Source organism: Burkholderia aenigmatica, from assembly GCF_902499175.1.
Classification (GTDB): Bacteria; Pseudomonadota; Gammaproteobacteria; order Burkholderiales; family Burkholderiaceae; genus Burkholderia; species Burkholderia aenigmatica.
The window spans coordinates 1-22903 of sequence record NZ_CABVQC010000100.1 but is presented as its reverse complement, the minus strand read 5'-3'; the positions used below and the strand labels follow the sequence as shown (position 1 = coordinate 22903).

26 protein-coding genes are annotated in these 22903 nt (G+C 64.1%); 16 read left to right on the top strand and 10 right to left on the bottom strand.

What is annotated here, in order from left to right:
* Positions 1–400: 400 nt before the first annotated feature.
* The 10 genes from BDO18943_RS39840 (at position 401) to BDO18943_RS39795 (ending at position 7694) form a co-directional block, all read left to right on the top strand.
* Positions 401–1297 (top strand): DMT family transporter, encoded by an 897-nt coding sequence (locus BDO18943_RS39840; RefSeq protein ID WP_175026451.1) that lies wholly within the window; start codon positions 401–403, stop codon positions 1295–1297.
* Positions 1298–1410: 113 nt separating this feature from the next.
* Entirely contained in the window at positions 1411–2019 is a 609-nt protein-coding gene (locus BDO18943_RS39835; protein ID WP_043188735.1) for a TIGR00645 family protein, read from the top strand.
* A gap of 34 nt (positions 2020–2053) precedes the next feature.
* A complete protein-coding gene (locus BDO18943_RS39830; RefSeq protein WP_043188737.1) occupies positions 2054–3577 on the top strand; it encodes a fumarate hydratase in 1524 nt (507 codons plus the stop codon).
* Positions 3578–3770: 193 nt separating this feature from the next.
* The gene (gene bfr, locus BDO18943_RS39825) at positions 3771–4247 is read left to right on the top strand and encodes a bacterioferritin (RefSeq protein ID WP_043188739.1); all 477 of its coding nucleotides are present in this window, start codon (positions 3771–3773) and stop codon (positions 4245–4247) included.
* Positions 4248–4286: 39 nt separating this feature from the next.
* Entirely contained in the window at positions 4287–5147 is an 861-nt protein-coding gene (gene murI, locus BDO18943_RS39820; protein WP_043188740.1) for a glutamate racemase, read from the top strand.
* A 150-nt stretch (positions 5148–5297) separates the two neighbouring features.
* Complete coding sequence (locus BDO18943_RS39815) at positions 5298–5534, top strand: (2Fe-2S)-binding protein (protein ID WP_043188741.1); 237 nt, start codon at positions 5298–5300, stop codon at positions 5532–5534.
* Positions 5531–5701: a hypothetical protein gene (locus BDO18943_RS39810; RefSeq protein WP_155292061.1), complete on the top strand. Its 171-nt coding sequence runs from the start codon at positions 5531–5533 to the stop codon at positions 5699–5701. Before BDO18943_RS39815 ends, BDO18943_RS39810 begins: the two co-directional genes overlap by 4 nt.
* Before the next feature lie 51 nt (positions 5702–5752).
* Entirely contained in the window at positions 5753–6484 is a 732-nt protein-coding gene (locus BDO18943_RS39805) for an energy transducer TonB (RefSeq protein WP_175026450.1), read from the top strand.
* Between the two features lie 36 nt (positions 6485–6520).
* Positions 6521–7252, top strand: coding sequence for a MotA/TolQ/ExbB proton channel family protein (locus BDO18943_RS39800; RefSeq protein ID WP_043188744.1), 732 nt, complete (start codon positions 6521–6523; stop codon positions 7250–7252).
* Positions 7253–7265: 13 nt separating this feature from the next.
* Complete coding sequence (locus BDO18943_RS39795) at positions 7266–7694, top strand: ExbD/TolR family protein (protein ID WP_089450934.1); 429 nt, start codon at positions 7266–7268, stop codon at positions 7692–7694.
* Positions 7695–8060: 366 nt separating this feature from the next.
* Here the strand turns inward: BDO18943_RS39795 and BDO18943_RS39790 are convergent, their stop codons facing one another.
* On the bottom strand, positions 8061–9035 hold the full coding sequence (locus BDO18943_RS39790; RefSeq protein WP_175026449.1) for a LysR family transcriptional regulator: 975 nt from the start codon (positions 9033–9035) through the stop codon (positions 8061–8063).
* A gap of 122 nt (positions 9036–9157) precedes the next feature.
* On the opposite strand from BDO18943_RS39790, the gene BDO18943_RS39785 reads away from it, so the two are divergent.
* The 3 genes from BDO18943_RS39785 to hemP all read left to right on the top strand — a co-directional run bounded on the left by BDO18943_RS39785 (position 9158) and on the right by hemP (position 10996).
* The gene (locus BDO18943_RS39785) at positions 9158–10030 is read left to right on the top strand and encodes a pirin family protein (RefSeq protein ID WP_175026448.1); all 873 of its coding nucleotides are present in this window, start codon (positions 9158–9160) and stop codon (positions 10028–10030) included.
* Between the two features lie 99 nt (positions 10031–10129).
* The gene (locus tag BDO18943_RS39780) at positions 10130–10612 is read left to right on the top strand and encodes an SRPBCC family protein (RefSeq protein WP_175026447.1); all 483 of its coding nucleotides are present in this window, start codon (positions 10130–10132) and stop codon (positions 10610–10612) included.
* A 138-nt stretch (positions 10613–10750) separates the two neighbouring features.
* Positions 10751–10996 (top strand): hemin uptake protein HemP, encoded by a 246-nt coding sequence (gene hemP / locus BDO18943_RS39775; protein ID WP_175026446.1) that lies wholly within the window; start codon positions 10751–10753, stop codon positions 10994–10996.
* A gap of 305 nt (positions 10997–11301) precedes the next feature.
* On the opposite strand, the gene BDO18943_RS39770 is transcribed toward hemP, so the two are convergent.
* The 5 genes from BDO18943_RS39770 to uvrB all read right to left on the bottom strand — a co-directional run bounded on the left by BDO18943_RS39770 (position 11302) and on the right by uvrB (position 16846).
* Positions 11302–12699, bottom strand: a complete 1398-nt coding sequence (locus BDO18943_RS39770; RefSeq protein ID WP_175026445.1) for a 4Fe-4S binding protein — start codon at positions 12697–12699, stop codon at positions 11302–11304.
* The gene (locus tag BDO18943_RS39765) at positions 12696–13538 is read right to left on the bottom strand and encodes an FTR1 family iron permease (RefSeq protein WP_175026444.1); all 843 of its coding nucleotides are present in this window, start codon (positions 13536–13538) and stop codon (positions 12696–12698) included. Before BDO18943_RS39765 ends, BDO18943_RS39770 begins: the two co-directional genes overlap by 4 nt.
* Before the next feature lie 58 nt (positions 13539–13596).
* Positions 13597–13929: a cupredoxin domain-containing protein gene (locus tag BDO18943_RS39760; RefSeq protein WP_174941706.1), complete on the bottom strand. Its 333-nt coding sequence runs from the start codon at positions 13927–13929 to the stop codon at positions 13597–13599.
* Positions 13930–13984: 55 nt separating this feature from the next.
* Positions 13985–14536: an iron transporter gene (locus BDO18943_RS39755; protein WP_175026443.1), complete on the bottom strand. Its 552-nt coding sequence runs from the start codon at positions 14534–14536 to the stop codon at positions 13985–13987.
* Positions 14537–14755: 219 nt separating this feature from the next.
* Complete coding sequence (gene uvrB / locus BDO18943_RS39750) at positions 14756–16846, bottom strand: excinuclease ABC subunit UvrB (RefSeq protein ID WP_175026442.1); 2091 nt, start codon at positions 16844–16846, stop codon at positions 14756–14758.
* Positions 16847–17109: 263 nt separating this feature from the next.
* On the opposite strand from uvrB, the gene BDO18943_RS39745 reads away from it, so the two are divergent.
* A complete protein-coding gene (locus BDO18943_RS39745) occupies positions 17110–18309 on the top strand; it encodes an amino acid aminotransferase (protein ID WP_043188767.1) in 1200 nt (399 codons plus the stop codon).
* Positions 18310–18467: 158 nt separating this feature from the next.
* Here the strand turns inward: BDO18943_RS39745 and BDO18943_RS39740 are convergent, their stop codons facing one another.
* A complete protein-coding gene (locus tag BDO18943_RS39740; RefSeq protein ID WP_175026441.1) occupies positions 18468–19256 on the bottom strand; it encodes a 3-hydroxybutyrate dehydrogenase in 789 nt (262 codons plus the stop codon).
* A gap of 164 nt (positions 19257–19420) precedes the next feature.
* Between BDO18943_RS39740 and BDO18943_RS39735 the strand changes: the two genes are divergently transcribed.
* Positions 19421–20392 (top strand): potassium channel beta subunit family protein, encoded by a 972-nt coding sequence (locus BDO18943_RS39735; protein WP_175026440.1) that lies wholly within the window; start codon positions 19421–19423, stop codon positions 20390–20392.
* A gap of 112 nt (positions 20393–20504) precedes the next feature.
* Positions 20505–21350: a 23S rRNA (adenine(2030)-N(6))-methyltransferase RlmJ gene (locus BDO18943_RS39730; RefSeq protein WP_175026439.1), complete on the top strand. Its 846-nt coding sequence runs from the start codon at positions 20505–20507 to the stop codon at positions 21348–21350.
* Between the two features lie 21 nt (positions 21351–21371).
* On the opposite strand, the gene BDO18943_RS39725 is transcribed toward BDO18943_RS39730, so the two are convergent.
* The 3 genes from BDO18943_RS39725 to cueR all read right to left on the bottom strand — a co-directional run bounded on the left by BDO18943_RS39725 (position 21372) and on the right by cueR (position 22621).
* Positions 21372–21740 carry a hypothetical protein gene (locus BDO18943_RS39725; protein ID WP_175026438.1) on the bottom strand — a complete coding sequence of 123 codons (369 nt, stop codon included), beginning with the start codon at positions 21738–21740 and terminating at the stop codon, positions 21372–21374.
* Between the two features lie 114 nt (positions 21741–21854).
* A complete protein-coding gene (locus tag BDO18943_RS39720) occupies positions 21855–22001 on the bottom strand; it encodes a DUF3563 family protein (protein WP_006478295.1) in 147 nt (48 codons plus the stop codon).
* A gap of 215 nt (positions 22002–22216) precedes the next feature.
* Positions 22217–22621: a Cu(I)-responsive transcriptional regulator gene (gene cueR / locus BDO18943_RS39715; protein ID WP_175026437.1), complete on the bottom strand. Its 405-nt coding sequence runs from the start codon at positions 22619–22621 to the stop codon at positions 22217–22219.
* Positions 22622–22903: the final 282 nt, after the last annotated feature.

Below are 22903 nucleotides of genomic sequence, written 5' to 3'. Positions count from 1 at the left end.
GCCGGAAATGGTCGCCGCCTGCTCGAGCGCCGCGGGCGGCGCAAACTGGCGGGTTTCGTGAAGAACCGATTCAATCGCAGACATCGACTACCCCTTGGTGAACATGAATCCTCTGCATGGCGGCGCGATCGTGCGCGCCGCGCGTCTTGGCCGGCGCATGCGCGCCGCTGTCTCCTACCCACCACTCACGCACGGCCCGAAGGCTCCTGCGCGATGCTGCGCCGCACCATACCGCACGATGGCGACCGGACGACACGACCGTTTCCACAATAAGCGTTCCAACTTACCCGTCACTTACGCGGCACGGCCGTTTCGCCCGCCGGGCGGCGCTGCTTGTAGCTTTACGCTGCAACGAGCGCGACCCTACAATCGTAACTGAACTCGCCTTCCGGATTCCAGCTTGAATCGCTACGCTTTCTTTCTCGTGCTGTCGATGCTGTTCGTCGGCAGCAATGTCGGTATCGGCAAATCGATCGTCGTCTTCGTTCCCGTCGCCATCCTCGCCACGCTGCGCTTCGTAATCGCGATCGCCGTGCTGTGGCCGCTGTTCAGCCCGGTGAAGATGCGCACGGTCAAACGCGGCGAATGGCTGAACCTGTTCCTGCAGGCATTCTTCGGCACCTTCATGTTCACGCTGCTGATGCTGAACGGCGTGCAGCGCACGAGCGCGGTCGCGGCCGGCGTGATCACGAGCACGATCCCGGCGATCGTCGCGCTGTTCGCGTGGCTGATCCTGCGCGAAAAACCGAACGGCCGTGCGCTCGTATCGATCGCGCTCGCGATCGCCGGCGTCGTGACGATCAACCTCGCGAACGGTAGCGCAACCGGGCATGGCGCATCGTCTTCGCTGACCGGCAACCTGCTGATCCTCGGCGCGGTGTGCTGCGAATCGATCTACGTGATCCTGTCGCGCCGCCTCACGCAGACACTCGCGCCGATCGACATCTGCGCGTACACGCACCTGTTCGGCCTGTGCCTGATGCTGCCGCTCGGCGCATCGGCCATGTGGCATTTCGATTACGCGAGCGTGCCGGTCGGCACCTGGGCGCTCGTCGTCTGGTACGGCCTGTCGGCCAGCATCTTCTCGTTCTGGCTGTGGATGAAGGGTATCCGCCACGTGCCGGGCAGCCTCGCCGGCGTGTTCAGCGCGGTGCTGCCGGTCGCCGCGGCCGCGTATGGCATCGCGTTCCTCGGCGAGCGCCCGACGCTCGCACACGGCATCGCGCTCGCGTGTGTCGTCACCGGTATCGTGCTGGCGAGCCTGCGCGTGAAACGCGTGCCGGCGGCCGCCTCCTGATCCGTCCCTGGCAATGCCGGCGCGTCACTGCAGTCGCGCCGGCCGACGCGTTACAATAGCGCGCCTTTTCAAGATTACCCCCGATACCTGCGCACCGCGCCCGACTTTCCACCATGTCTGCCCCGCATTCGCCCGGCCGCCCCGCGCGTCGCCCGCTTCGCCCGCTTCCCGCGCTGATTTTCATGAGCCGCTGGCTCCAGGTTCCGCTTTACCTCGGTCTGATCGTTGCGCAGGCCGTCTATGTGTTCCTGTTTCTGAAGGAAGTCTGGCACCTGCTGTCGCATGCGGCCAGCCTCGACGAAATCAGCGTGATGCTCGCGGTGCTCGGCCTGATCGACGTGGTGATGATCTCGAACCTGCTGATCATGGTGATCGTCGGCGGTTACGAAACGTTCGTGTCGCGCCTCGGCATCGAGGGCCACCCCGACGAGCCCGAGTGGCTCGACCACGTGAACGCGGGTGTGCTGAAGGTCAAGCTGTCGATGGCGCTGATCAGCATTTCGTCGATCCACCTGCTGAAGACGTTCATCAACCCCGATCAGCACACGATGCACGCGATCATGTGGCAGGTGATCATCCACGTGTCGTTCCTGGTGTCGGCGCTCGTGATGGCGTGGGTCGACCGCCTGACGACGCACACGCACCCGGCCCATTTCCACGAGACGCACGCGCCCGTAGCCGCCGTGTCCCGCAAGCCGGCCGAAGCAGCCGCCAACGCATAAACGCATTCCCCACTGTCCCCACAGAGTCTCAGCCATGACCGTCATCAAACAGGAAGACCTGATCCAGAGCATCGCGGATTCGCTGCAGTACATCAGCTACTACCATCCGCTCGACTACATCCAGGCCCTCGGCCGCGCGTACGAGCTGGAAGAGAGCCCGGCCGCGAAGGACGCGATCGCGCAGATCCTCACGAACAGCCGCATGTGCGCGGAAGGCAAGCGCCCGATCTGCCAGGACACCGGCATCGTCACGATCTTCGTGAAGGTCGGCATGGACGTGCGCTGGGACGGCGCGACGATGGGCCTCACCGACATGATCAACGAAGGTGTGCGCCGCGGTTACACCCACCCGGACAACGTGCTGCGCGCGTCGATCGTCAATCCGCCGGAAGGCGCCCGCAAGAACACGAAGGACAACACGCCGGCCGTGATCCACTACGAGATCGTGCCGGGCGACAAGGTCGACGTGCAGGTCGCGGCGAAGGGCGGCGGCTCGGAAAACAAGTCGAAGTTCGTGATGCTGAACCCGTCCGACTCGATCGTCGACTGGGTGCTGAAGACGGTGCCGACGATGGGCGCAGGCTGGTGCCCGCCCGGCATGCTCGGGATCGGCATCGGCGGCACGGCCGAAAAGGCGATGCTGATGGCGAAGGAATCGCTGATGGAGCCGATCGACATCCAGGAAATCATCGCGCGCGGCCCGAAGGACTGGGTCGAGGAACTGCGCGTCGAACTGCACGAGAAGGTCAACGCGCTCGGCATCGGCGCACAGGGCCTCGGCGGCCTGGCCACCGTGCTCGACGTAAAGATCATGGCCGCACCGACGCACGCGGCATCGAAGCCGGTCGCGCTGATCCCGAACTGCGCGGCGACGCGCCACGCGCACTTCGTGCTCGACGGTTCGGGCCCGGCCAAGCTTGAAGCGCCGTCGCTCGACGCATGGCCGAAGGTCCAGTGGGAACCGAACACGGAAACCAGCAAACGCGTCGACCTGAACACGCTGACGCCGGAAGAAGTCGCGAGCTGGGCACCGGGCCAGACGCTGCTGCTGTCGGGCAAGATGCTCACCGGCCGCGACGCCGCGCACAAGCGCATCGCCGACATGCTCGCGAAGGGCGAGAAGCTGCCGGTCGACTTCACGAACCGCGTGATCTACTACGTCGGCCCGGTCGATCCGGTGCGCGACGAAGTGGTCGGCCCGGCCGGCCCGACGACGGCCACCCGCATGGACAAGTTCACCGAGACGATGCTCGCGCAAACCGGCCTGATCTCGATGGTCGGCAAGGCCGAGCGCGGCCCGGTCGCGATCGACGCGATCAAGAAGCACAAGGCGGCCTACCTGATGGCGGTCGGCGGTGCGGCGTACCTCGTGTCGAAGGCGATCCGCGGCGCGAAGGTGCTCGCGTTCGAAGACCTCGGCATGGAAGCGATCTACGAGTTCGACGTGCAGGACATGCCGGTGACGGTGGCGGTCGATTCGTCGGGCACGTCGGTGCACCAGACCGGCCCGAAGGAATGGCAGGCCAAGATCGGCAAGATCCCGGTCGCAGCCGCTTAAGCGCGATCGAACGAAAGGCCGGACGGACGTCCGGCCTTTTTACTTCTCATTCTCATTATTGAGCACGGCCGGTTACTCAAGGCTGATTCTCATTACATGCAAAAGGCAGGCCAGACAAGGGTTCGAGGCTTGGCTTTTCTCGTTCGAGCGATTATCGTTCGGTTTCTGAAGCCCCACTGAACAAGGAACAGCCATGCAAGGCGACAAGAAAGTCATCGAATATCTGAACGCCCAGTTGAAGAACGAACTCACGGCGATCAACCAGTACTTCCTGCATGCGCGCATGTACAAGCACTGGGGCCTCGAGAAGCTCGGCAAGCACGAGTACGACGAGTCGATCGGCGAAATGAAGCACGCCGACTGGCTGATCGAGCGCGTATTCATGCTCGACGGCCTGCCGAACCTGCAGGATCTGCACAAGCTGCTCGTCGGCGAGGAAACCGAAGAGATCCTGAAGTGCGACCTGAAGCTCGAGCAGATCTCGCAGTCCACCTGCAAGGAAGCGATCGCCTACTGCGAATCGGTGCGTGACTACGTGTCGCGCGAGATCTTCGAAAAGATCCTCGACGACACCGAAGAGCACATCGACTGGCTGGAAACGCAGATCGACCTGATCGGCAAGGTCGGCCTGCAGAACTACCAGCAAACGATGATGGGTTCGGCGGAGTAAACTCTCTCCACACTTCCCGTTATCGCCCCCAGCCCGTTCATGTCGACACCCTCCGTTATCGCAGCGACGGCCTCGACCGTCGCCCCCGTCGGCATCTTCGATTCTGGGCTGGGCGGCCTGTCGGTGCTGCGCGCCGTGCGCGCGCAACTGCCCGACGAATCGTTCATCTACGTCGCCGATTCGCACCATGCGCCGTATGGTCCGCGCGACGAGGCGTTCATTACGGAACGCACGCTGGCAATCGGCGAGTGGCTCGCCCGCGAAGGGGCGAAAGCGCTCGTCATCGCCTGCAACACCGCGACCGCGCGCGCGATCGCCGCGATCCGCGAACGCCTGTCGATGCCACTGGTCGGCGTCGAGCCGGGCATCAAGCCGGCCGCCGCCGTGTCCGCGAGCGGCATCGCGGGTGTCCTCGCCACCCAGTCGACACTGAACAGCCCGCGCTTCCAGGCGCTGCTCGACCGCTACGGCGCCGGCCGCCGCTTCATCTGCCAGCCCGGCCACGGGCTCGTCGAAGCCATCGAGCGCGGCGACACGAATTCGCCCGCATTGCGTGCGTTGCTCGACAGCTACCTGCAGCCGATGCTCGACGACGGCGCCGATACGCTGGTACTCGGCTGCACGCATTACCCGTTCTTCACGGAAACGATTCGTGACCTTGTGGGCGACCGCCTGACGATCGTCGACACCAGCGACGCCATCGCGCGCCAGCTCATGCGGGTGCTCGACGAGCGCAACCTGCGCGCGCCCGCCGGCACGCGCGCGGCGCCACCCCGCTTCTGCTCGACCAGCGACGGCCGCCAACTGCAGGTACTCGCGTCGACACTGCTCGGCCTTACTGCGCCAGTCGAATCCGTCACCATTTCCTCGCCGAACGCGCGCGCCTGCGCGACCGCCTGACACGGGCCGGCACGCCCTCTTCGGCGCGCCACCCTACCGCTTCGCCACTTCAAGGGTCTGATGACCTTAAAAAAAGCCCGCCCCAGGCTTGTCAACGTCCGCAAATTTAATGATAATAATTCGCATTACCGTTAGCTATCGCAACTCATCATGATCGTCTGCGTGTGCAAGTCTGTTTCCGATCGCAAGATTCGCGCGTCCCTCGCTGAGGGCGTGAACTCTTTCGATGAACTCCAGTTCGAGCTCGGCGTGGCCACGTGCTGCGGCAAGTGCGAGGAGTCCGTACGCGACCTCATGGCCGAACACGGCGTTTGCGCAAGCCAGTGCGGTGTCGAGCATCACGCTCACCCGATCCCGGTCACGTTCTACGAACGCAAGGCCGCGTGACCGGCACCGAGTGTGCGCATGCGGCCCAGGCCGCATTTTTTGTTTCAACCGTCAGCAAGCCACCGTCTGCGCGAGCCAGCGGCCTACCTGCCAAGGAGCCTGTCATGGAATTGCTGATCGGATTTGTGACCACCGTTTGCATCTCGCTGCTGATCTTCCGCAAGTGATGCCGATTCACCCGCCGCGCCCCGGGTGCGACATCGTTCTTTCAAGCTAACATGCAGGCTTCGCATCTCGCTCCTGCCGGCGCCATGCCGGCTGCACCACGTATGAATTCCCGTGTGATCGTCGTCGCGGTCGGTGTGCTTGCCGCACATGCGATCATGCTGACGGCCGCCTGGCTCCATCGCAACGCGCCGCCACCGCCGAAGGAGATCGAGGTTCAGTCGATCACCGCGCAGCTCATTCCACCTGCGCCGCCTGCCCAGCCGGTCGCGGTCCAGTCGGCCGCGCAGCAGCCTACACCGCCCAAGCCCACGCCGCGCGTGAAGCCTAAGGTCGAGCCGAAACCGGTACAGAAGGCGGTTCCGACGCCTCAGCCGGTCTCGCAGGCACCGTCGCCGACACCCGCGCCGGCCGCCGTCGATCCGACACCGGCTCCCGCTGCGCCGGCACCTGCTGCACCGGCTGCTGCGCCCGGCCCGGCTCGCGAGACGATGCAGGTCAGCGCGCCGAAGAACGTATCGGCGCTCAGCTGCAATTTCGTGAAGCCCACCTATCCGTCGATGTCTCGCCGTCGCGGCGAAACGGGCACGGCCTATGTTCACTTCATCATCGGCGTGACGGGCAAGATCGAAAGCGTCCAGCTGCAGAAGAGCAGCGGCTACCCGCGTCTCGACGAAGCCGCCCTCGAGGCGACGCGCGCCAGCACCTGCCCGCCGTATCTCGAGAACGGCCAGGCGATCCGCGCTGCTCATACGCTGCCCTTCAACTTCACGCTTGACGACTAACCCGTCATATTCGGTAGATTCAAAGGAAACAAGAAAATGCAAAGCTACGGTATCGCGCACGTTTGGGCGCAAGGTGATTTCGTCACGCGCGCCATTGCGATCACGCTGCTCGTGATGTCGGTCCTGTCGTGGATCGTGATCGTCATCAAGGGCTGGAACGTGATCCGCCTGAACCGCCTGACGAAGAACGCCGAACAGGCGTTCTGGCATTCGGACAATTTCGACGACGGCATCAAGAAGCTCGGGCTCGCCGCATCGACGCCGAACGACAACCCGTTCCTCGCGCTCGCACTGTCGGGCAAGGAAGCCGCCGATCACCACCACCAGACGCAGCCGCACCTGCACGACCGCATGGACGTGTCGGACTGGGTCACGCGCTGCCTGAAGGACACGATGGACGAAGGCATCTCGCGCATGCAGAGCGGCCTCGCGATCCTCGCGTCGGTCGGCAGCACGGCGCCGTTCGTCGGCCTGTTCGGTACGGTCTGGGGGATCTACCACGCGCTGCTCGCGATCGGCGCAACCGGCCAGACGTCGATCGACCAGGTTGCGGGCCCGGTCGGCGAGTCGCTGATCATGACCGCGTTCGGCCTGTTCGTCGCGATCCCGGCCGTGCTCGGCTACAACGCACTGACCCGCGCGAACAAGGGTGTCGTCAGCAAGCTGCGCCGCTTCGCGCACGGCCTGCACGCGTACTTCGTGACGGGCGCGAGCCTCGCGTCGTCGTCGACGCGCGACGGCCTGCGTCTCGCGACGCGCGCCAGCTGAGACGGGGTGAACCATGGCAATGAACACCGGTTTCAGCGACGATGACGACGATGCCGTGATGAGCGAGATCAACATGACACCGCTCGTCGACGTCATGCTCGTACTCCTGATCATTTTCCTCGTGACGATCCCGGCGATGCAGCATGCGGTGAAGATCGACCTGCCGCACGCCAGCAGCCAGCCCGTCGACGAAAAGCCGCAGACGGTCGACGTCGCGATCCAGGGCGACGGTACGATCCTGTGGGACGACCACACGGTCACGCGCGAACAATTGCAGGCGCGCATCGCGGAAGCGGCAAAGCGCACGCCGCAACCGGAGTTGCACCTGCGTGCGGACCGCAAGGTCGCTTACGAACACGTCGCCGAAGTGATGTCGGATGCGCAGGCAGGCGGCCTGACGAAGCTCGGCTTCGTGACGGAACCGACTGCGAAAGCGAAGTAACGCACGCGCGATCCGACGCGCCGGCCGCACCTCGTCGGCCGCACAAAGTAAAAGGCCTTCATCGCCAGATGAAGGCCTTTTTTCATGCGCACGCGGGCGCCTTCGGGCGGCGGGCTCTTTGGCGGTATCGGTTGCGCCTCGAGCAACGCAAATGCGACTCTGCCGTGGTCTGCACGGACTGCGCGTTCTGCCCTATCTGGCTCGCAATATATGCGGCCACCTGATTTCGCTCCGAACTTCCTTCACGAAATGGGATTTCAATATAGGCCCGCACGCACGCGCATTCAAGGTTCCGGCGATTGAAACTTGCGATTGCAGGCGACGCTTCAATGACAAAACAAATTTGCCTCGTCGTGCACGTCGTGTTCAGGTCGCCGAAGCATCGGCCGCCGCTTCCTTCTTCGCACGCTCCGGGCACCCCGGAGCCTGGTAGGCGCCGTGATCGAGCTTCTCGACCAGATAGTCGACGAACGCTCGCACCGCGGGCGGCATCCCCTGCCGCGACACGAACACCGCGTACAGTTGCGGCACCGGCAGCGTCCAGCCCGGCATCACGGGCGACAGTTGCCCCGCGCGCAGCGCGTTGCCGTACATCATCTCCGGCAGTGCCGCGATGCCGAGCCCATCGAGCACGGCTTCGCGGATCGTCATCAGGTCGGCCGTCACGAGCCGCGGGTCGTGCTCGTGCACGTGACGCGTACCGTCCGGCGCGATCAGGTTGAACACGTGCCGCCCGTCGACGCTCGGTGTATCGAGCGTCTCGAATCCGGTCAGGTCGTCCGGCACCAGCGGCGGCGCATTCTGGCTCAGCAGGCTCGGCGCGCCGACCAGCATCTGCTCGGTGCGCCACAGCGGCCGCACGACGATGTTCGCGTTCTGCGGCGGCTCCGAGCGCACGCGCAACGCGACGTCGATCGAATCCTCGAACAGGTCGATCACGCGATTCGTCACGCGCACGTGCACCTTCACCTCGGGATAGCGGCGCAGGAATTCGGGCAGGATGCGCGACAGCATCGTCTGCGACAGCGTCACGGGCACGCTGACGCGTACCGAGCCGCGCGGCGATGAGCGCAACTGCTGGACCGCATTCATCGCCGCCTGCGCTTCTGCCAGCATCGCCTGGCAATGCTGGTAGAACAGCTCCCCTGCCTCGGTCAGCGCGAGCTTGCGTGTAGAACGCTGCAGCAGGCGCACGCCGAGCGCCGCCTCGAGTTCGGTCAGGCGCCGCGACAGGCGCGATTTCGAGATGCCCAGCACGCGCTCCGCAGCCGAGAAACCGCCATGTTCGACGACCTGCGAAAAGTACATGAGGTCGTTCAGGTTATGTGCATCGATATTCATCTCATCGTTCCAATTTCAGAACAATCCATTGCGAACCGTCGCGAATCGAACGGTAAAACGCCCAATATAATAGCGCCATGTTTCAAAAATAACGCTATTCCGATCATTTCGAGGGAATCCAAATGACGACCGCTCGCTCGCTTGACCGCACGTACCCCGCGCTTCGCACGACAGAAGGCGGCGGCTTCGTGGTTCACCGCCCGTTCCCGACCCGGCTGCTGATGGATTTCGATCCGTTCCTGCTGCTCGATGAAATGGGACCGGTCGACTATGCGCCCGGCGAAGCCCGCGGCGCGCCGGCCCACCCGCATCGCGGCTTCGAGACCGTGACCTACGTGCTCGACGGGCACTATCGCCATCACGACTCGGCCGGCCACGCGGGCGCGCTCGGCCCCGGCGACGTGCAGTGGATGACGGCCGGCGCCGGCGTCGTGCACAGCGAAATGCCGGATCCCGCGTTCGCGCAGGCGGGCGGCCGTTCGCACGGCTTCCAGCTGTGGGTCAACCTGCCGCGCCGCGACAAGCTGATCGCGCCGCGCTACCAGGAAATTTCCGCCAGCCGCATCCCGACCGCGACGTCGCCGGACGGCCGCGCGCGCGTGCGCGTGATCGCCGGCGAGGCATTCGGTGTCCAAGCCGTGATCGAGACACGCACGCCGATCCTCTATCAGCATTTCACGCTGGAACCGGGCGCAACGGTCACGCAGCCCGTGCCGGCCGGCTATCGCGTGTTCGCCTATCCGATCGACGGAACGGGCCTCTACGGGCCCGACAGGCAGGCTGTCGACTCACAACATATGATCGTCTACGGCTGCGACGGCGACACCGTCACGTTCGCGGCCGGCGATACGCCGCTCGACCTGCTGCTGATCGGCGGCGTGCCGCTCAACGAGCCGATCGTGCGCTACGGCCCGTTCGTGATGAATACCGAGGAAGAGATCCGGCAGGCCGTCGTCGACTACCAGACCGGCCGCATGGGTCGCATCGAAGCGTGACGCCCGAATGGGGACGCAGGTGCCGCGAAACCGCGCGTTTTGCGTCACAATGACTTCTTGAACCATGTGGCCGCCGGCCACCAGAAGGAACCTGCCCCCTTGAACTTCGAACACCTGATCCAGATCAACTCCGACGATCCGGCCGTGCCGACCCTCACCCGCGACCAGCTCTGGGAAGGTCTCGTGTTGCGTGCCGAACAGCCGCAACTGTTCGTGCTCGGCCTCGACAGCTGCGTCGTCCACGAACGGACGGACACGACGCTCGAACGTGAGCTGCACTATGGTCACGCGACCGTGCGCGACCACGTCACGTTCACGCCGAACCAGCAGGTTCGCTACGACATCCTCGCCGCCGACGGCGAGATCGGCGGCTCGCTGACGATGTCGATCGAGGAGCGCGACGACCACGAACTGTTCCTGCGTTTCGAATACCGCACGACGCTGGTCGTCACGGACGACAGCGAAGACGCGCGTCAGACGCACGGGATCGTCAAGGAGGCGTACCGCACGTCGGATATCGATACGGTCCGCCTGATCCGCGAGTACGCGCAGGGCCGCAAGGATCCCGATCCGCTGCACTGAACCCGGTGGCGGCCTGCGGGCCGCCCCTTTGATTCAAGCTATCAGATTTGCCATTTCGATCGATAAAGAGTTTTTGCGAATGGGAATGGTTATCATTTAGAATTCATTCCATCGTATCGACAGTCACCGATCAACCGAATGACCGACACCATGCGCCCGACCACGCTGACCCTGCGCCGCACGACCGGCACCACAGGCAGCAGCCGTCAGAAGACGGCAGCGGTCACCACGCCGGCGACACCCGCCGGCAACCGCGATGCAGGCACGCGGGTCGTCAGCAGCGATGCGCTGCTGCAAGGCCAAAGCCACGTCAGCATCGCGCATAACGGAGAGACCTATCAGTTGCGCGCCACGCGGCTCGGCAAGCTGATCCTGACGAAGTAACGACCGAGTATTGTGGGGACCACCTCCCTGAGAGGTGTTGGGCAGTAGCCAGCGTAACGGCTTGCACGCGAGATCTAGACCCCTTCGTGCAAACACACTCAAGCAGCCGTTGCAGCAAGCCAAGCCACTTTTTTTGGTTCTCACGCCTGGAAGAAAAAAAGCGACACGTCGAAGGACGTGTCGCTTTTTTGTTTGGGTGGCGTCGATGTGTTCGACCTGCCGTTCGCGGTTACTTCAATGCATCCCGATGGATCGCCTTCCGCCCTGCTCCGTGTAGGGATGGCCCCGGGTAGCGCAAACGCCGCTCAGAACCCCCAGAACATCAGCCACCACGCACTGTCGGTGACGGCCAGCGCTGCCGCGAACCACGCAAAGGCGGCAAGCCGGCGCGGCCAGGCCGCATAACGCCCCGTCACCTTCCACGCGAGCCACGCGCTCCACGCGTTGGCGCCGACCAGGATCGCGATACGCACGTCCGTGGCCCAGCCGAGCGGCACATGCTCGGCACGCAGCAGCGACAGCGTCGTCGCCGACAGCCCGAGGAACACACCCGCTCCCGCGATCGGAATCAGCGCCTGCGCGAGATGATGGAGCCGCACGCGATCGAAGCGGCCGAGCATCCGCGTGGCACCGGCCAGCAGCACGAGCAGCGTCGTGCCGTACACGAGCCCCGTGCCGACGATGTAGCTGACGACGAGCCCGCCGTCGAGCCAAGAAAACACGTCGTTGCGATCCGGGTAATGCGTGAGCAGGAACCACGGTGCGTTGGTTTCGAGCGGCCACGTGATGTCATGGTCGATCAGCCAGCCCGCGAGCCATTGCTTGATCTGCACGAACCACGGGCTGGCGGTCCAGTGGAATGCACCGATCGCGACGCCGAGCAGGCCGTACAGGATCAGCGCGGTGTCCCACGGGTTCGCCTGCTGCGCGCCGAGGTTCACGACTTCGTCGGACGGCGAGCGCAACGACAGCGAGATCGCATCGCGGTGCCCGCTGCAGCGGCCGCACATATGGCAGTCCGCCGCGCCCTTCATGTTGCGCAACGGTACGAGCGGCGCGCAGTTGATCGGAATCACGCGATGGCCATGCTCGCCGTTCTTGTACGAACGGCGCCACGCATCCTCGTCGACCTTGTAGCGCATCGGCGCAAGCCGCGCGAGCAGCCCGAACACGCCGTTGACCGGGCACAGATACTTGCACCACACGCGCTTCTCGCGGCCGTACAGCACACCGATCACGATCGCACCGACGGTCGAGCCGCCGAGCACGAACAGCACCGCGAGTGGGTACTGGTACACGCTGACCATCTGCCCGTAGATCGTCGTGAGCCCGAACGCGACGAACGGCCAGCCGCCCCACCGCATCCAGCGCGGAATCGCGCGACCGCGGCCGAACTTGCTCGCGAATTCGGTGAGCGCACCTTCCGGACACAGCACGCCGCACCAGACGCGGCCAAGCATCACCATCGACAGCAGCACGAACGGCCACCAGATGCCCCAGAACACGAACTGCGCGATCAGCGTGAGGTTGTTCCACAGGTGCGCGGAATCGTCCGGCAGCGGCAGCACCGCCGGCACAATGATCAGGAACGCATAGACGGCGACGACGACCCACTGGATGCCACGGATCACCGCGCCGTGGCGCTGCATCCACTGGCCCGCCTGCGCGAGCCAACCCGGCTTGGTTGCGGCGGCAACGTTCATGCCGCGCGGCCCGCGGCGACAGCCGGACGGCGGCTCGCGCGCTTCATCAACAGCCAGACGACGGCCCAGTACACCGCATAGGCAACCAGGTTGGTCAGCGCCGGATGCGCGCGATAGCCCGTCAGCGTCGCGACGAGCGAGCCGAACGTGCTGGAGTCATCGAGAATCGACGACGTATCCCACACCTGCGAAATGCCGAGCGGCAGGATTTCCTTGTCGATCAGCTTGTCGACGCCGGTCTGGAACAGGCCCGCGCCGAGGAACAGCAGCATCACTTCGGTGACGCGGAAGAAGTGCCGCCACGAGAAATACTTGCCGCCGAGTTGCAGCAGATAGAACGTCAGGAATGCGAGGCCGAGGCCGATCACGACCGCGAGCATCTGGCTGCCGTCGACGTGGCCCGACTGGCCGAAACCGAGGCCGTACAGGAAGATCACCGTCTCGCTGCCTTCGCGCGCGATCGCGAGCGCGACCAGCACCGCGACGCCCCACCAGTTCGAATCGCGCGTGCTCTGCTGCAGCGATTGCTCCATGTCGCGCTTCAGCGTGCGGCCGTGGCTGCGCATCCACAGCACCATCTGCACGATCAGCACGCATGCGATCAGCACCATGGCGGTCTGGAAGTAATCCTGCGCGTCGCCGGACAGCACTTCGGTGAAACCGACCAGCGCTGCGCCGAGGCCGACCGCCATCAGCAGACCGACACCGACGCCGGCCCAGAGAAAAGGCAGGCCGCGGCGCGCGTCGTCGTCGCCGTTTTTCAGCCATGCGTAGAGAATGCCGACGACGAGCAGCGCTTCGACGCTCTCCCGCCAGACGATGAACAAGATCTGACCCATCGATACCTCCTGACGCGCGGTACACCGGGCAGGTGGGCCTGCGCGCAGATAAAACGCGTTACTTCGCGACGATCACGCCCTGTGCCTGCTGGTGGAAATCGTCGAAAAACTTGTATTCGCCCGGCGACAACGGCGCGACGACCACGAACGAATCGGCGCCCGGCGCGAGCACCTTTTCCTTGCGCAGTTGCACGCTCTCGAATTCGGCGGCGCCCTTGCCGGTGTTCTTGATCTCGATCTTGAAACGCTGCCCGGCCGGCACTTCGATGCGAGCGGGGTTGAGCTTGCCGTCCGTCATCTCGAGCTTGAACGTCGGCAGATCGGCAGCGTACGCTGCGCCGGCAAGCCACAACGCAGCGGCTGCGGCAAAGACTTTCTGGGGAATTTTCATTCTGGGTTCTCTACGCCGACGGCGCGCCGAAGCGCGCCGTCCGTGATGCCACCGATCAGTAACCGCCCTTCTTGCCGATACCGGCGAACGGGAAGTCGTACTCGAGGGTGATGGGCTTGAACCATGCGCCCACACCCGTTTCCTTGTCGATGTGACGGCCGAACGCCATGTGGCCCGACTGCATCGGCGGCTTGACGGTCATCGTCAGGTGGTACTTGCCCGGGCCAGACAGCTTCACGTTGTCGCCGTAGTGCGGGCCGTCGCTCGCGACCATGCCCATCAGGTCGCCTTCCGCCTTCCACTTCGTGTCGCCCTGCTTCGTCAGCTTGTACGTGACCTGCAGGTACGGCATCCAGTCGCCTTCCGCGAAACCCGTCGGGTTGTTCTTGACCGCATGGATGTCGGCCTCGAGGTGGATGTCGGAATCCGACGCCTTGCGCATCATCCCTTCCGGGTCCATCGTGATCGGCTGCAGGTACACCGCGCCGATTTCCATGCCGCCCTGGATCTGCTGCTTGCCGATCGGATATTCGGCAGCCAAGGCCGACGTCGCGGCAAGCGCCGCCGCTACCGCAACCGACGTGCGGATGAACGAAGAACCCAACATGGACACTCCTTGTTATTTGATCTGACACCGTGCGGGCCACCCGCCGGGCGCCCCGCTGGAAACACTAACGCGACGAATAACGTTAATGCGAACTATTCTCAATAATTGCGGAGTTTAGCACCGATCCTGTTCCGGAACAAACGAGGCACCGCGTAAACCCCTGATCCGACAAGGCTTACAGCTCGATTACCGGCACGTTTCGGTGACGCTTTGAAAGATTTACCGACCGCCGCTGACGTGATCGCCGACGTTTGCGCCGAACACGCGCTCGCGCAGCAGCGCGAGCTGGTCGCGGGTCGCGGCGGCCTTCTCGAACTCGAGGTTCTTCGCGTAGTCGGCCATCTGCTTTTCGAGGCGCTTGATTTCCTTCGCCAGCTGCTTCTCCGACATGTCCTCGAATTTCGCACGCTGCTGCGCTTCTTTCAGCTCCGCGCGCGCTTCGTCGGCGTTGTAGACGCCGTCGATGATGTCCTTGATGCGCTTCACCACGCCGCGCGGCGTGATACCCATCTTTTCGTTGTGCGCGATCTGCTTCGCACGGCGCCGCTCGGTCTCGCCGATCGCACGCTTCATCGACTCGGTCATGTTGTCCGCGTAGAGGATCGCCTTGCCGTTCACGTTCCGCGCGGCCCGGCCGATCGTCTGGATCAGCGAGCGCTCGGCGCGCAGGAAGCCTTCCTTGTCCGCGTCGAGGATCGCGACGAGCGACACCTCCGGAATGTCGAGCCCTTCCCGCAGCAGGTTGATCCCGACCAGCACGTCGAACGTGCCGAGCCGCAGGTCGCGGATGATCTCCACGCGCTCGACGGTATCGATGTCGCTGTGCAGGTAGCGCACCTTGACCCCGTGGTCCGCCAGAAACTCGGTGAGTTGCTCGGCCATGCGCTTCGTCAGCACGGTGATCAGCACGCGCTCCTCGGCCTTCACGCGCTCGTTGATCTCGGCCAGCACGTCGTCGACCTGCGAGCTCGCCGGCCGCACTTCGATTTCCGGATCGACGAGCCCGGTCGGCCGCACGACCTGCTCGGCGATCTGCCCGGTCACGCGCTGCTCGTAATCAGCCGGCGTGGCCGACACGAACACGACCTGGCGCATCTTGCGTTCGAACTCGGGGAACTTGAGCGGCCGGTTGTCGAGCGCGGACGGCAGCCGGAACCCGTAGTTGACGAGGTTTTCCTTGCGCGCGCGGTCGCCGTTGTACATGCCGTTCAGCTGGCCGATCAGCACGTGCGACTCGTCGAGCAGCATCAGCGCATCGGGCGGCAGGTAGTCGACGAGGGTCGGCGGCGGGTCGCCGGGCTCCGCCCCCGAGAAATGCCGCGAGTAGTTCTCGATGCCCTTGCAGAAGCCGAGCTCCTGGAGCATCTCGAGATCGAAGCGCGTACGCTGCTCGAGGCGCTGCGCCTCGACGAGCTTGCCGTCGCCGTGAAAGAACTCGAGCCGCTCGCGCAGTTCGTCCTTGATCGTCTCGACCGCGCGCATCACGGTGTCGCGCGGCGTCACGTAGTGCGACGACGGATAGACGGTGAAGCGCGGAATCTTCTGCCGCACGCGGCCGGTCAGCGGGTCGAACAGCTGCAGCGTCTCGACCTCGTCGTCGAACAGTTCGACGCGCACGGCCAGCTCCGCGTGTTCGGCCGGGAAGATGTCGATCGTGTCGCCGCGCACGCGGAACGTGCCGCGCTGGAAATCCTGCTCGTTGCGCGTGTACTGCATCGCGATCAGCCGTGCGATCACGTCGCGCTGGCCGAGCTTGTCGCCGGTACGCAGCGTCAGGATCATCTGGTGGTATTCGGACGGGTTGCCGATACCGTAGATCGCCGACACCGTCGCAACGATCACGACGTCGCGACGCTCCATCAGGCTCTTCGTCGCCGACAGCCGCATCTGCTCGATATGCTCGTTGATCGACGAGTCCTTTTCGATGAACAGGTCGCGCTGCGGCACGTACGCTTCAGGCTGGTAATAGTCGTAGTACGAGACGAAGTACTCGACCGCGTTGCGCGGGAAGAACTCGCGAAATTCCGAGTAGAGCTGCGCGGCGAGCGTCTTGTTCGGCGCGAACACGATCGCCGGGCGGCCGAGCCGCGCAATCGTGTTCGCCATCGTGAAGGTCTTGCCCGAGCCCGTCACGCCGAGCAGCGTCTGGAACGAGAGACCATCCTCGACCCCTTCGACGAGCGTCTCGATCGCGGTCGGCTGGTCGCCGGCGGGCGGATACGGTTGATACAGCTGGAACGGCGACCCTTCGAAGGTCACGAATTTCGATTCGTCGAGCGCGTCGCCGGTTTCGGCTTTATGTTCGGACATGGAATGCGGCCGGAGCGAGGGCAAAGAAAGCATTCTAGCGCTTCGCGGCCTCGCGAACTGCTGTCGGCTCCTGACGCGCGACGACCGTCCGAAATCGCCATTCCCGGCCGAATTTCGCCGCTGAAACGCCGCCCCCGCCTGCGTGAATTCGCTACAATGTCAGGCTGCTGCGCTTTCCGGCGTCGTGCCTGCCTGCGCGCGGTCCACCGCGCCCGCCCCGCCCGTTGAAAGCCTGACCCTCTTTTCACTACTGCCGAATCATCATGTCGCTCTTCTCCGCTGTCCAGCTTGCTCCCCGCGACCCGATCCTGGGCCTGAACGAAGCCTTCAACGCCGATGCGCGTCCGACCAAGGTCAACCTCGGCGTCGGTGTGTACACGAACGAAGAAGGCAAGATTCCGCTGCTGCGCGCGGTTCGCGAAGCAGAGAAGGTGCGTGTCGAGGCCGGCCTGCCGCGCGGCTACCTGCCGATCGACGGCATTGCTGCCTACGATGCGGCCGTGCAGAAGCTGCTGCTCGGCAACGACTCGCCGCTGATCGCAGCAGGTCGCGTGGTCACGGCCCAGGCACTGGGCGGCACGGGCGCGCTGAAGATCGGCGCCGATTTCCTGCGCACCGTGAACCCGAACGTGAAGGTCGCGATCAGCGATCCGAGCTGGGAAAACCACCGCGCGCTGTTCGAAGCAGCCGGCTTCGAAGTCGTTGCGTACCCGTACTACGACGCCGCCACCAACGGCGTGAACTTCGAAGGCATGCTGTCGGCACTGAACGGCTACGCGGCAGGCACGGTCGTCGTGCTGCACGCGTGCTGCCACAACCCGACCGGCGTGGACCTGACGGAAGCGCAATGGCAACAGGTCGTCGACGTCGTGAAGGCGCGCAACCTCGTGCCGTTCCTCGACATGGCTTACCAGGGCTTCGGCGAGAACATCGAGGCCGATGCTGCCGCCGTGCGCCTGTTTGCTGCGGCCGACCTGAACGCATTCGTGTCGTCGTCGTTCTCGAAGTCGTTCTCGCTGTACGGCGAGCGCGTCGGCGCACTGTCGATCATCACGTCGAGCAAGGAAGAAGCGACGCGCGTGCTGTCGCAACTGAAGCGCGTGATCCGCACGAACTACTCGAACCCGCCGACCCACGGTGGTGCCGTGGTCGCCGCGGTGCTCGCATCGCCGGAACTGCACGCTTCGTGGGTGCAGGAACTCGGTGAAATGCGCGATCGCATCCGTGCGATGCGCAACGGTCTCGTCGAGCGCCTGAAGGCAAGCGGCGTCGACCGCGACTTCAGCTTCATCAACGAGCAGCGCGGGATGTTCTCGTATTCGGGCCTGACCTCGGCGCAAGTCGATCGCCTGCGCGACGAGTTCGGCATCTATGCGGTCGGCACGGGCCGGATCTGCGTCGCCGCGCTGAACACGCGCAACCTCGACGCGGTCGCCAATGCGGTCGCAGCCGTCCTGAAGTAACGTGGCGTGAGCGGGCAGCCGCCGTTATCGGCGCTGCCCCACTCTGCCGAGACGAAAAACGCGCTCCCTGGAGCGCGTTTTTTTATGCCTTTTGCCCGGCTTGCCGGCGTAACGACATCGCACGAGCGGCGCGCATCGCGGCCGCTCGCGGCAGTGCGTTACTGCATGAACCAGCCGTGGCTGACGACGACCGACTGGCCCGTGAGCGCGGCGCTCGGGAAGGCCGACAGGAACAGCACCGTCTGCGCGACGTCCTGCACCGTCGTGAACACGCCATCGACCGTGTTGCCGAGCATCACCTTCTTGATCACTTCCTCCTCGCTGATGCCGAGCTCCTTCGCCTGCTCCGGAATCTGCTTGTCGACCAGCGGCGTGCGCACGAAGCCCGGACACACGACGTGCGAGCGCACGTTGTGCTTCGCACCTTCCTTCGCCAGCACGCGGGCCAGGCCGAGCAGGCCGTGCTTGGCCGTCACGTAGGCCGATTTCAGCGGCGACGCTTCGTGCGAGTGCACCGAACCCATGTAGATCACGACACCGCCGCGATCGTCCTTGTACATGTGCTTGAGCGCAGCCTTGGTCGTCAGGAACGCGCCGTCGACGTGGATCGCCTGCATCTTCTTCCAGTCGGAGAACGCGTAGTTCTCGATCGGGTTGACGATCTGGATGCCTGCGTTCGACACGAGGATGTCGACCGAGCCGAACACTTCGGCCACCTTGTCGATCCCGCTGTTCACGGCTTCCTCGTTCGTCACGTCCATCGCGACGCCGATCGCCTTGCCGCCCGCCTTGACGATCTCGTCGGCAACCGCGTTCGCGCCGTCCTGGTTCAGGTCGGCGATCGCGACCGCCGCGCCCGCCTTTGCGAGCTCGAGTGCGATTTCCTTGCCGATGCCGCTCGCGGCGCCCGTGACGACTGCGGTCTTGCCGCTCAGATCTGCTGCCATGTCCATCTCCTCCCGTTGTCGGATCGATAAAACAAGCGCCCGCCGCATCCGCTACCGTCGCGCGATCGCACCGGCGGGCCAGCCGTCATTGTGCACGATCGGCCCCGCCGTTCGCGCGCAAAACGTCTAAGCTTAAGGTCGGTTCTGTCACGCAGGTGATTCGCATGCACTATCGACGGCTAGGCCGCTCCGGCCTGCAGATCAGCGAGCTTTCGCTCGGTTCGTGGGTGACGTACGGCAACCAGGTCGACCAGCGGATCGCGCGCGAATGCCTGGCTGCGGCGCGCGACGCGGGTGTCAATTTCTTCGACAACGCCGAGGTCTACGCCGGCGGCAAGTCCGAGGAAATCATGGGCCACGCGCTCAAGTCGCTCGACTGGCCACGCGTCAGCTACATCGTGTCCACGAAGTTCTTCTGGGGGCTCGCCGAAGCGCCGAACCAGTATCACACGCTGAACCGGAAATACCTGCTGAACGCCATCGACGGCTCGCTGCGCCGGCTGCAACTCGACTATGTCGACCTCGTCTATTGCCATCGCCCCGATCCGAACACGCCGATCGAGGAAACCGTCTGGGCGATGAGCGACATGATCGTCCGCGGCAAGGCGCTGTACTGGGGCACGTCGGAATGGCGCGCCGACGAGATCCGGGCCGCGTGCGAAATCGCCGAACGGCATCACCTTCACAAGCCGGTCGTCGAGCAGCCGCAGTACAACCTGTTCCACCGCACGCGAGTCGAACAGGAATATGCGCGGCTGTACGACGACTACGGTCTCGGCCTCACAACCTGGAGCCCGCTGGCATCGGGCCTGCTCACCGGCAAGTACCGTAACGGCGTGCCGCCCGGCAGCCGCGCGCAGTTGCAGGGTTACGACTGGATGCGCGACCGCCTGACCGATCAGGCCGCCAACGACATCGTCGAACGGCTCGGCGAAATCGCAGCCGAGCTAGGCTGCAGCACGGGCCAGCTTGCGATCGCATGGGTGCTCGCGAATCCCCGCGTGAGTTCGGTCATCACCGGCGCGTCGCGGATCGAGCAGATCGGCGACAACATGCGCGCACTCGACGTTGCCGCGAAGCTGACGCCGGATGTGAAGCAACGCATCGAGGTGGTGGTCGGCGATGCGTACGAATAAGGCGATGCCCGGCCACTCGCGTACAATACGCGGCCCGCATCGGCGCCCGGCCTGACGGCCGCGCACGATCGACCGCTTTCATCGATTCACCTTTCGTTTCAGGCAGCCCGCCATGCTCAGTTATCGTCACGGTTTTCACGCCGGCAACCACGCGGACGTGCTCAAGCACGCCGTCGTCGTCCAGTTGCTGCGCTACCTGAACAAGAAAGACAAGTCCTACTGGTACATCGACACGCATGCAGGTGCCGGCGTGTACTCGCTGCGCGACGGCTACGCGGCGAAGACGTCGGAATTCGACACCGGGATCGGCCGGCTGTGGAACGAAAAGAACCTGCCGGAAGCGCTGGGCGACTATATCGATGAAGTCCGCGCGCTGAACGACGACGGTGAACTGCGCTTCTACCCGGGTTCCCCGTACATCGCATGGCGATCGATGCGCGAGCAGGACCGCATGCGCCTGTTCGAAATGCACACGACGGAAATCGACGTGCTGCGCCACAATTTCCGCGACGCGGGGCGACGCGCGATGATCTTTGCCGGCGACGGCTTCGAAGGCGTCAAGGCACTGCTGCCGCCGCCGCCGCGACGCGCACTCGTGCTGATCGACCCGTCCTACGAGGACAAGAAGGACTACGCGCGTACGGTGACTTGCGTGACGGAGTGCCTGAAGCGCTTCGCGACGGGCTGCTATGCAATCTGGTACCCGCAGGTCACCCGGACGGAATCGCAGCGTTTTCCCGAGCAGTTGAAGCGCCTGCAACCGAACAACTGGCTGCACCTGACGCTGACGGTGTCGAATCCGCCGACTGACGGGCTGGGCCTCTACGGCAGCGGGATGTTCATTCTGAATCCGCCGTATACGCTCGCGCAGAGCATGAACGAGGCGCTGCCCTATCTGGTCGAGATGCTGGGACAGGACAGCGGCGCCCGCTGCCAGATCGAGCACCGCGGCAACTGAACGGGAGACCGAGACCGCGCGCTACGGCTGCGGTCTCGGCGCGAGCCTTGGCTGGTTGGCCGGCTGTCCACCCCACGCGGGGACATTGATATACGGCGCAACGAACAACGGAACCGACGTGTTCGGCGCCTGCCCGGCCGGCGCCCGCATGCCTGCCGGCTCGACGATCGGCTCGGAAGACAACGGTGCCGTCTGCAGTACCAGCCCGCCCTTACCGTCCTGAATACCGCGTTGCGTATCGAGAATCAGCGGTTTGGACGATGTCGCGGCAGCAGCTGCGAGTCCATGGACAAGCACCGCCGCGCCCAGAACGAGACGCGCGCGGGCACTTCGACGCACATCGAGACGCAAACGCATGATCGTGTCCTTCAGGATGAAAAGCAGGTGCATACCATAGCGCTGCACTGACGATTGCGCCAGATCCGGTGCACAAAAAAACAAAGCCCCGTCAATACGGGGCTTGCTTATCGTTCGGTGCCACGTGGCACCTGACGGTGACTCCGATTACAGCGAGTAGCCGTTGGTTTCCAGCGAGCGGATGCGGCTCTCGAGCTGGACGATGTCCGACGACGTGGCGAGGTAAGCCTCACGGCGTTCACGTTCTGCGGATTCAAACCAGTTGCTCAGCTTTTCGACGATGTAGGCGATCATGACATTCTCCAAGGAAGGGGGACCCCTGGTGAATCGGTGTTCAGGGATTTCCCGTATAGGGTTATCCCGAATTATAGCGATGCCGCACCAAGATGCTAGTGAAATACTTGCATGGAAGTCATTCCCAATCGGAATGGATGACCGTCGATCTTTCGTAACCCATTGATTTTTATAGAAACCGAATCGCAACCTCTTTCGGCCCTCGAGTGCGCGCACTAATTTGGTTCACCGACGGGGTCGGACAGACGCGCCAAAATCGGGCATTCGGGCCGCCCGTCACCATGACAGTGCGCAGCGAGATCGGCCAATGTGTTGCGCATGTCGCTCAATTCCGCGACGCGCTTGTCGAGTTCGGCCACGTGCTCGAGGGCAATCGACTTCACTTCGGCGCTCGCGCGGGAACGGTCTTGCCAAAGCATCAGCAGCTTGCGGATGTCCTCGACGAGAAAGCCAAGGCGTCTCGCCTGGCGGATGAAGCGCAGGATATGGATTTCGTCCGCTCCGTAGATCCGGTAGCCGGCATCGGTCCGCTTGCTCGGCGCCAGCAGGCCGACCTGTTCGTAGTACCGGATCATTTTTGCGCTGACTCCGGATTCACGCGATGCATCGCCGATATTCATTCCCGACCTCTCCATCAAGCCCTTGTTTCGAACATGAACGTCGACTAGTGCAATCGCCGACGGCACTTCGATCGTATCAAATCGTTCGGTTTCGTTCCGGGATAAGGCTTGGCGGCTGAAGGCAGTTGAATGACCTGGCGTGCGGGCCAGAGGGAGGTGATGAATGAAGCGCGCTACCCCAACCCCGCTCGCATTTCCATCGCCGAAATGCAAAAACCCCCGCCTTTCGGGCGGGGGTTTCTGGCTTAGGGAGCCTGACGATTACCTACTTTCACACGGGAA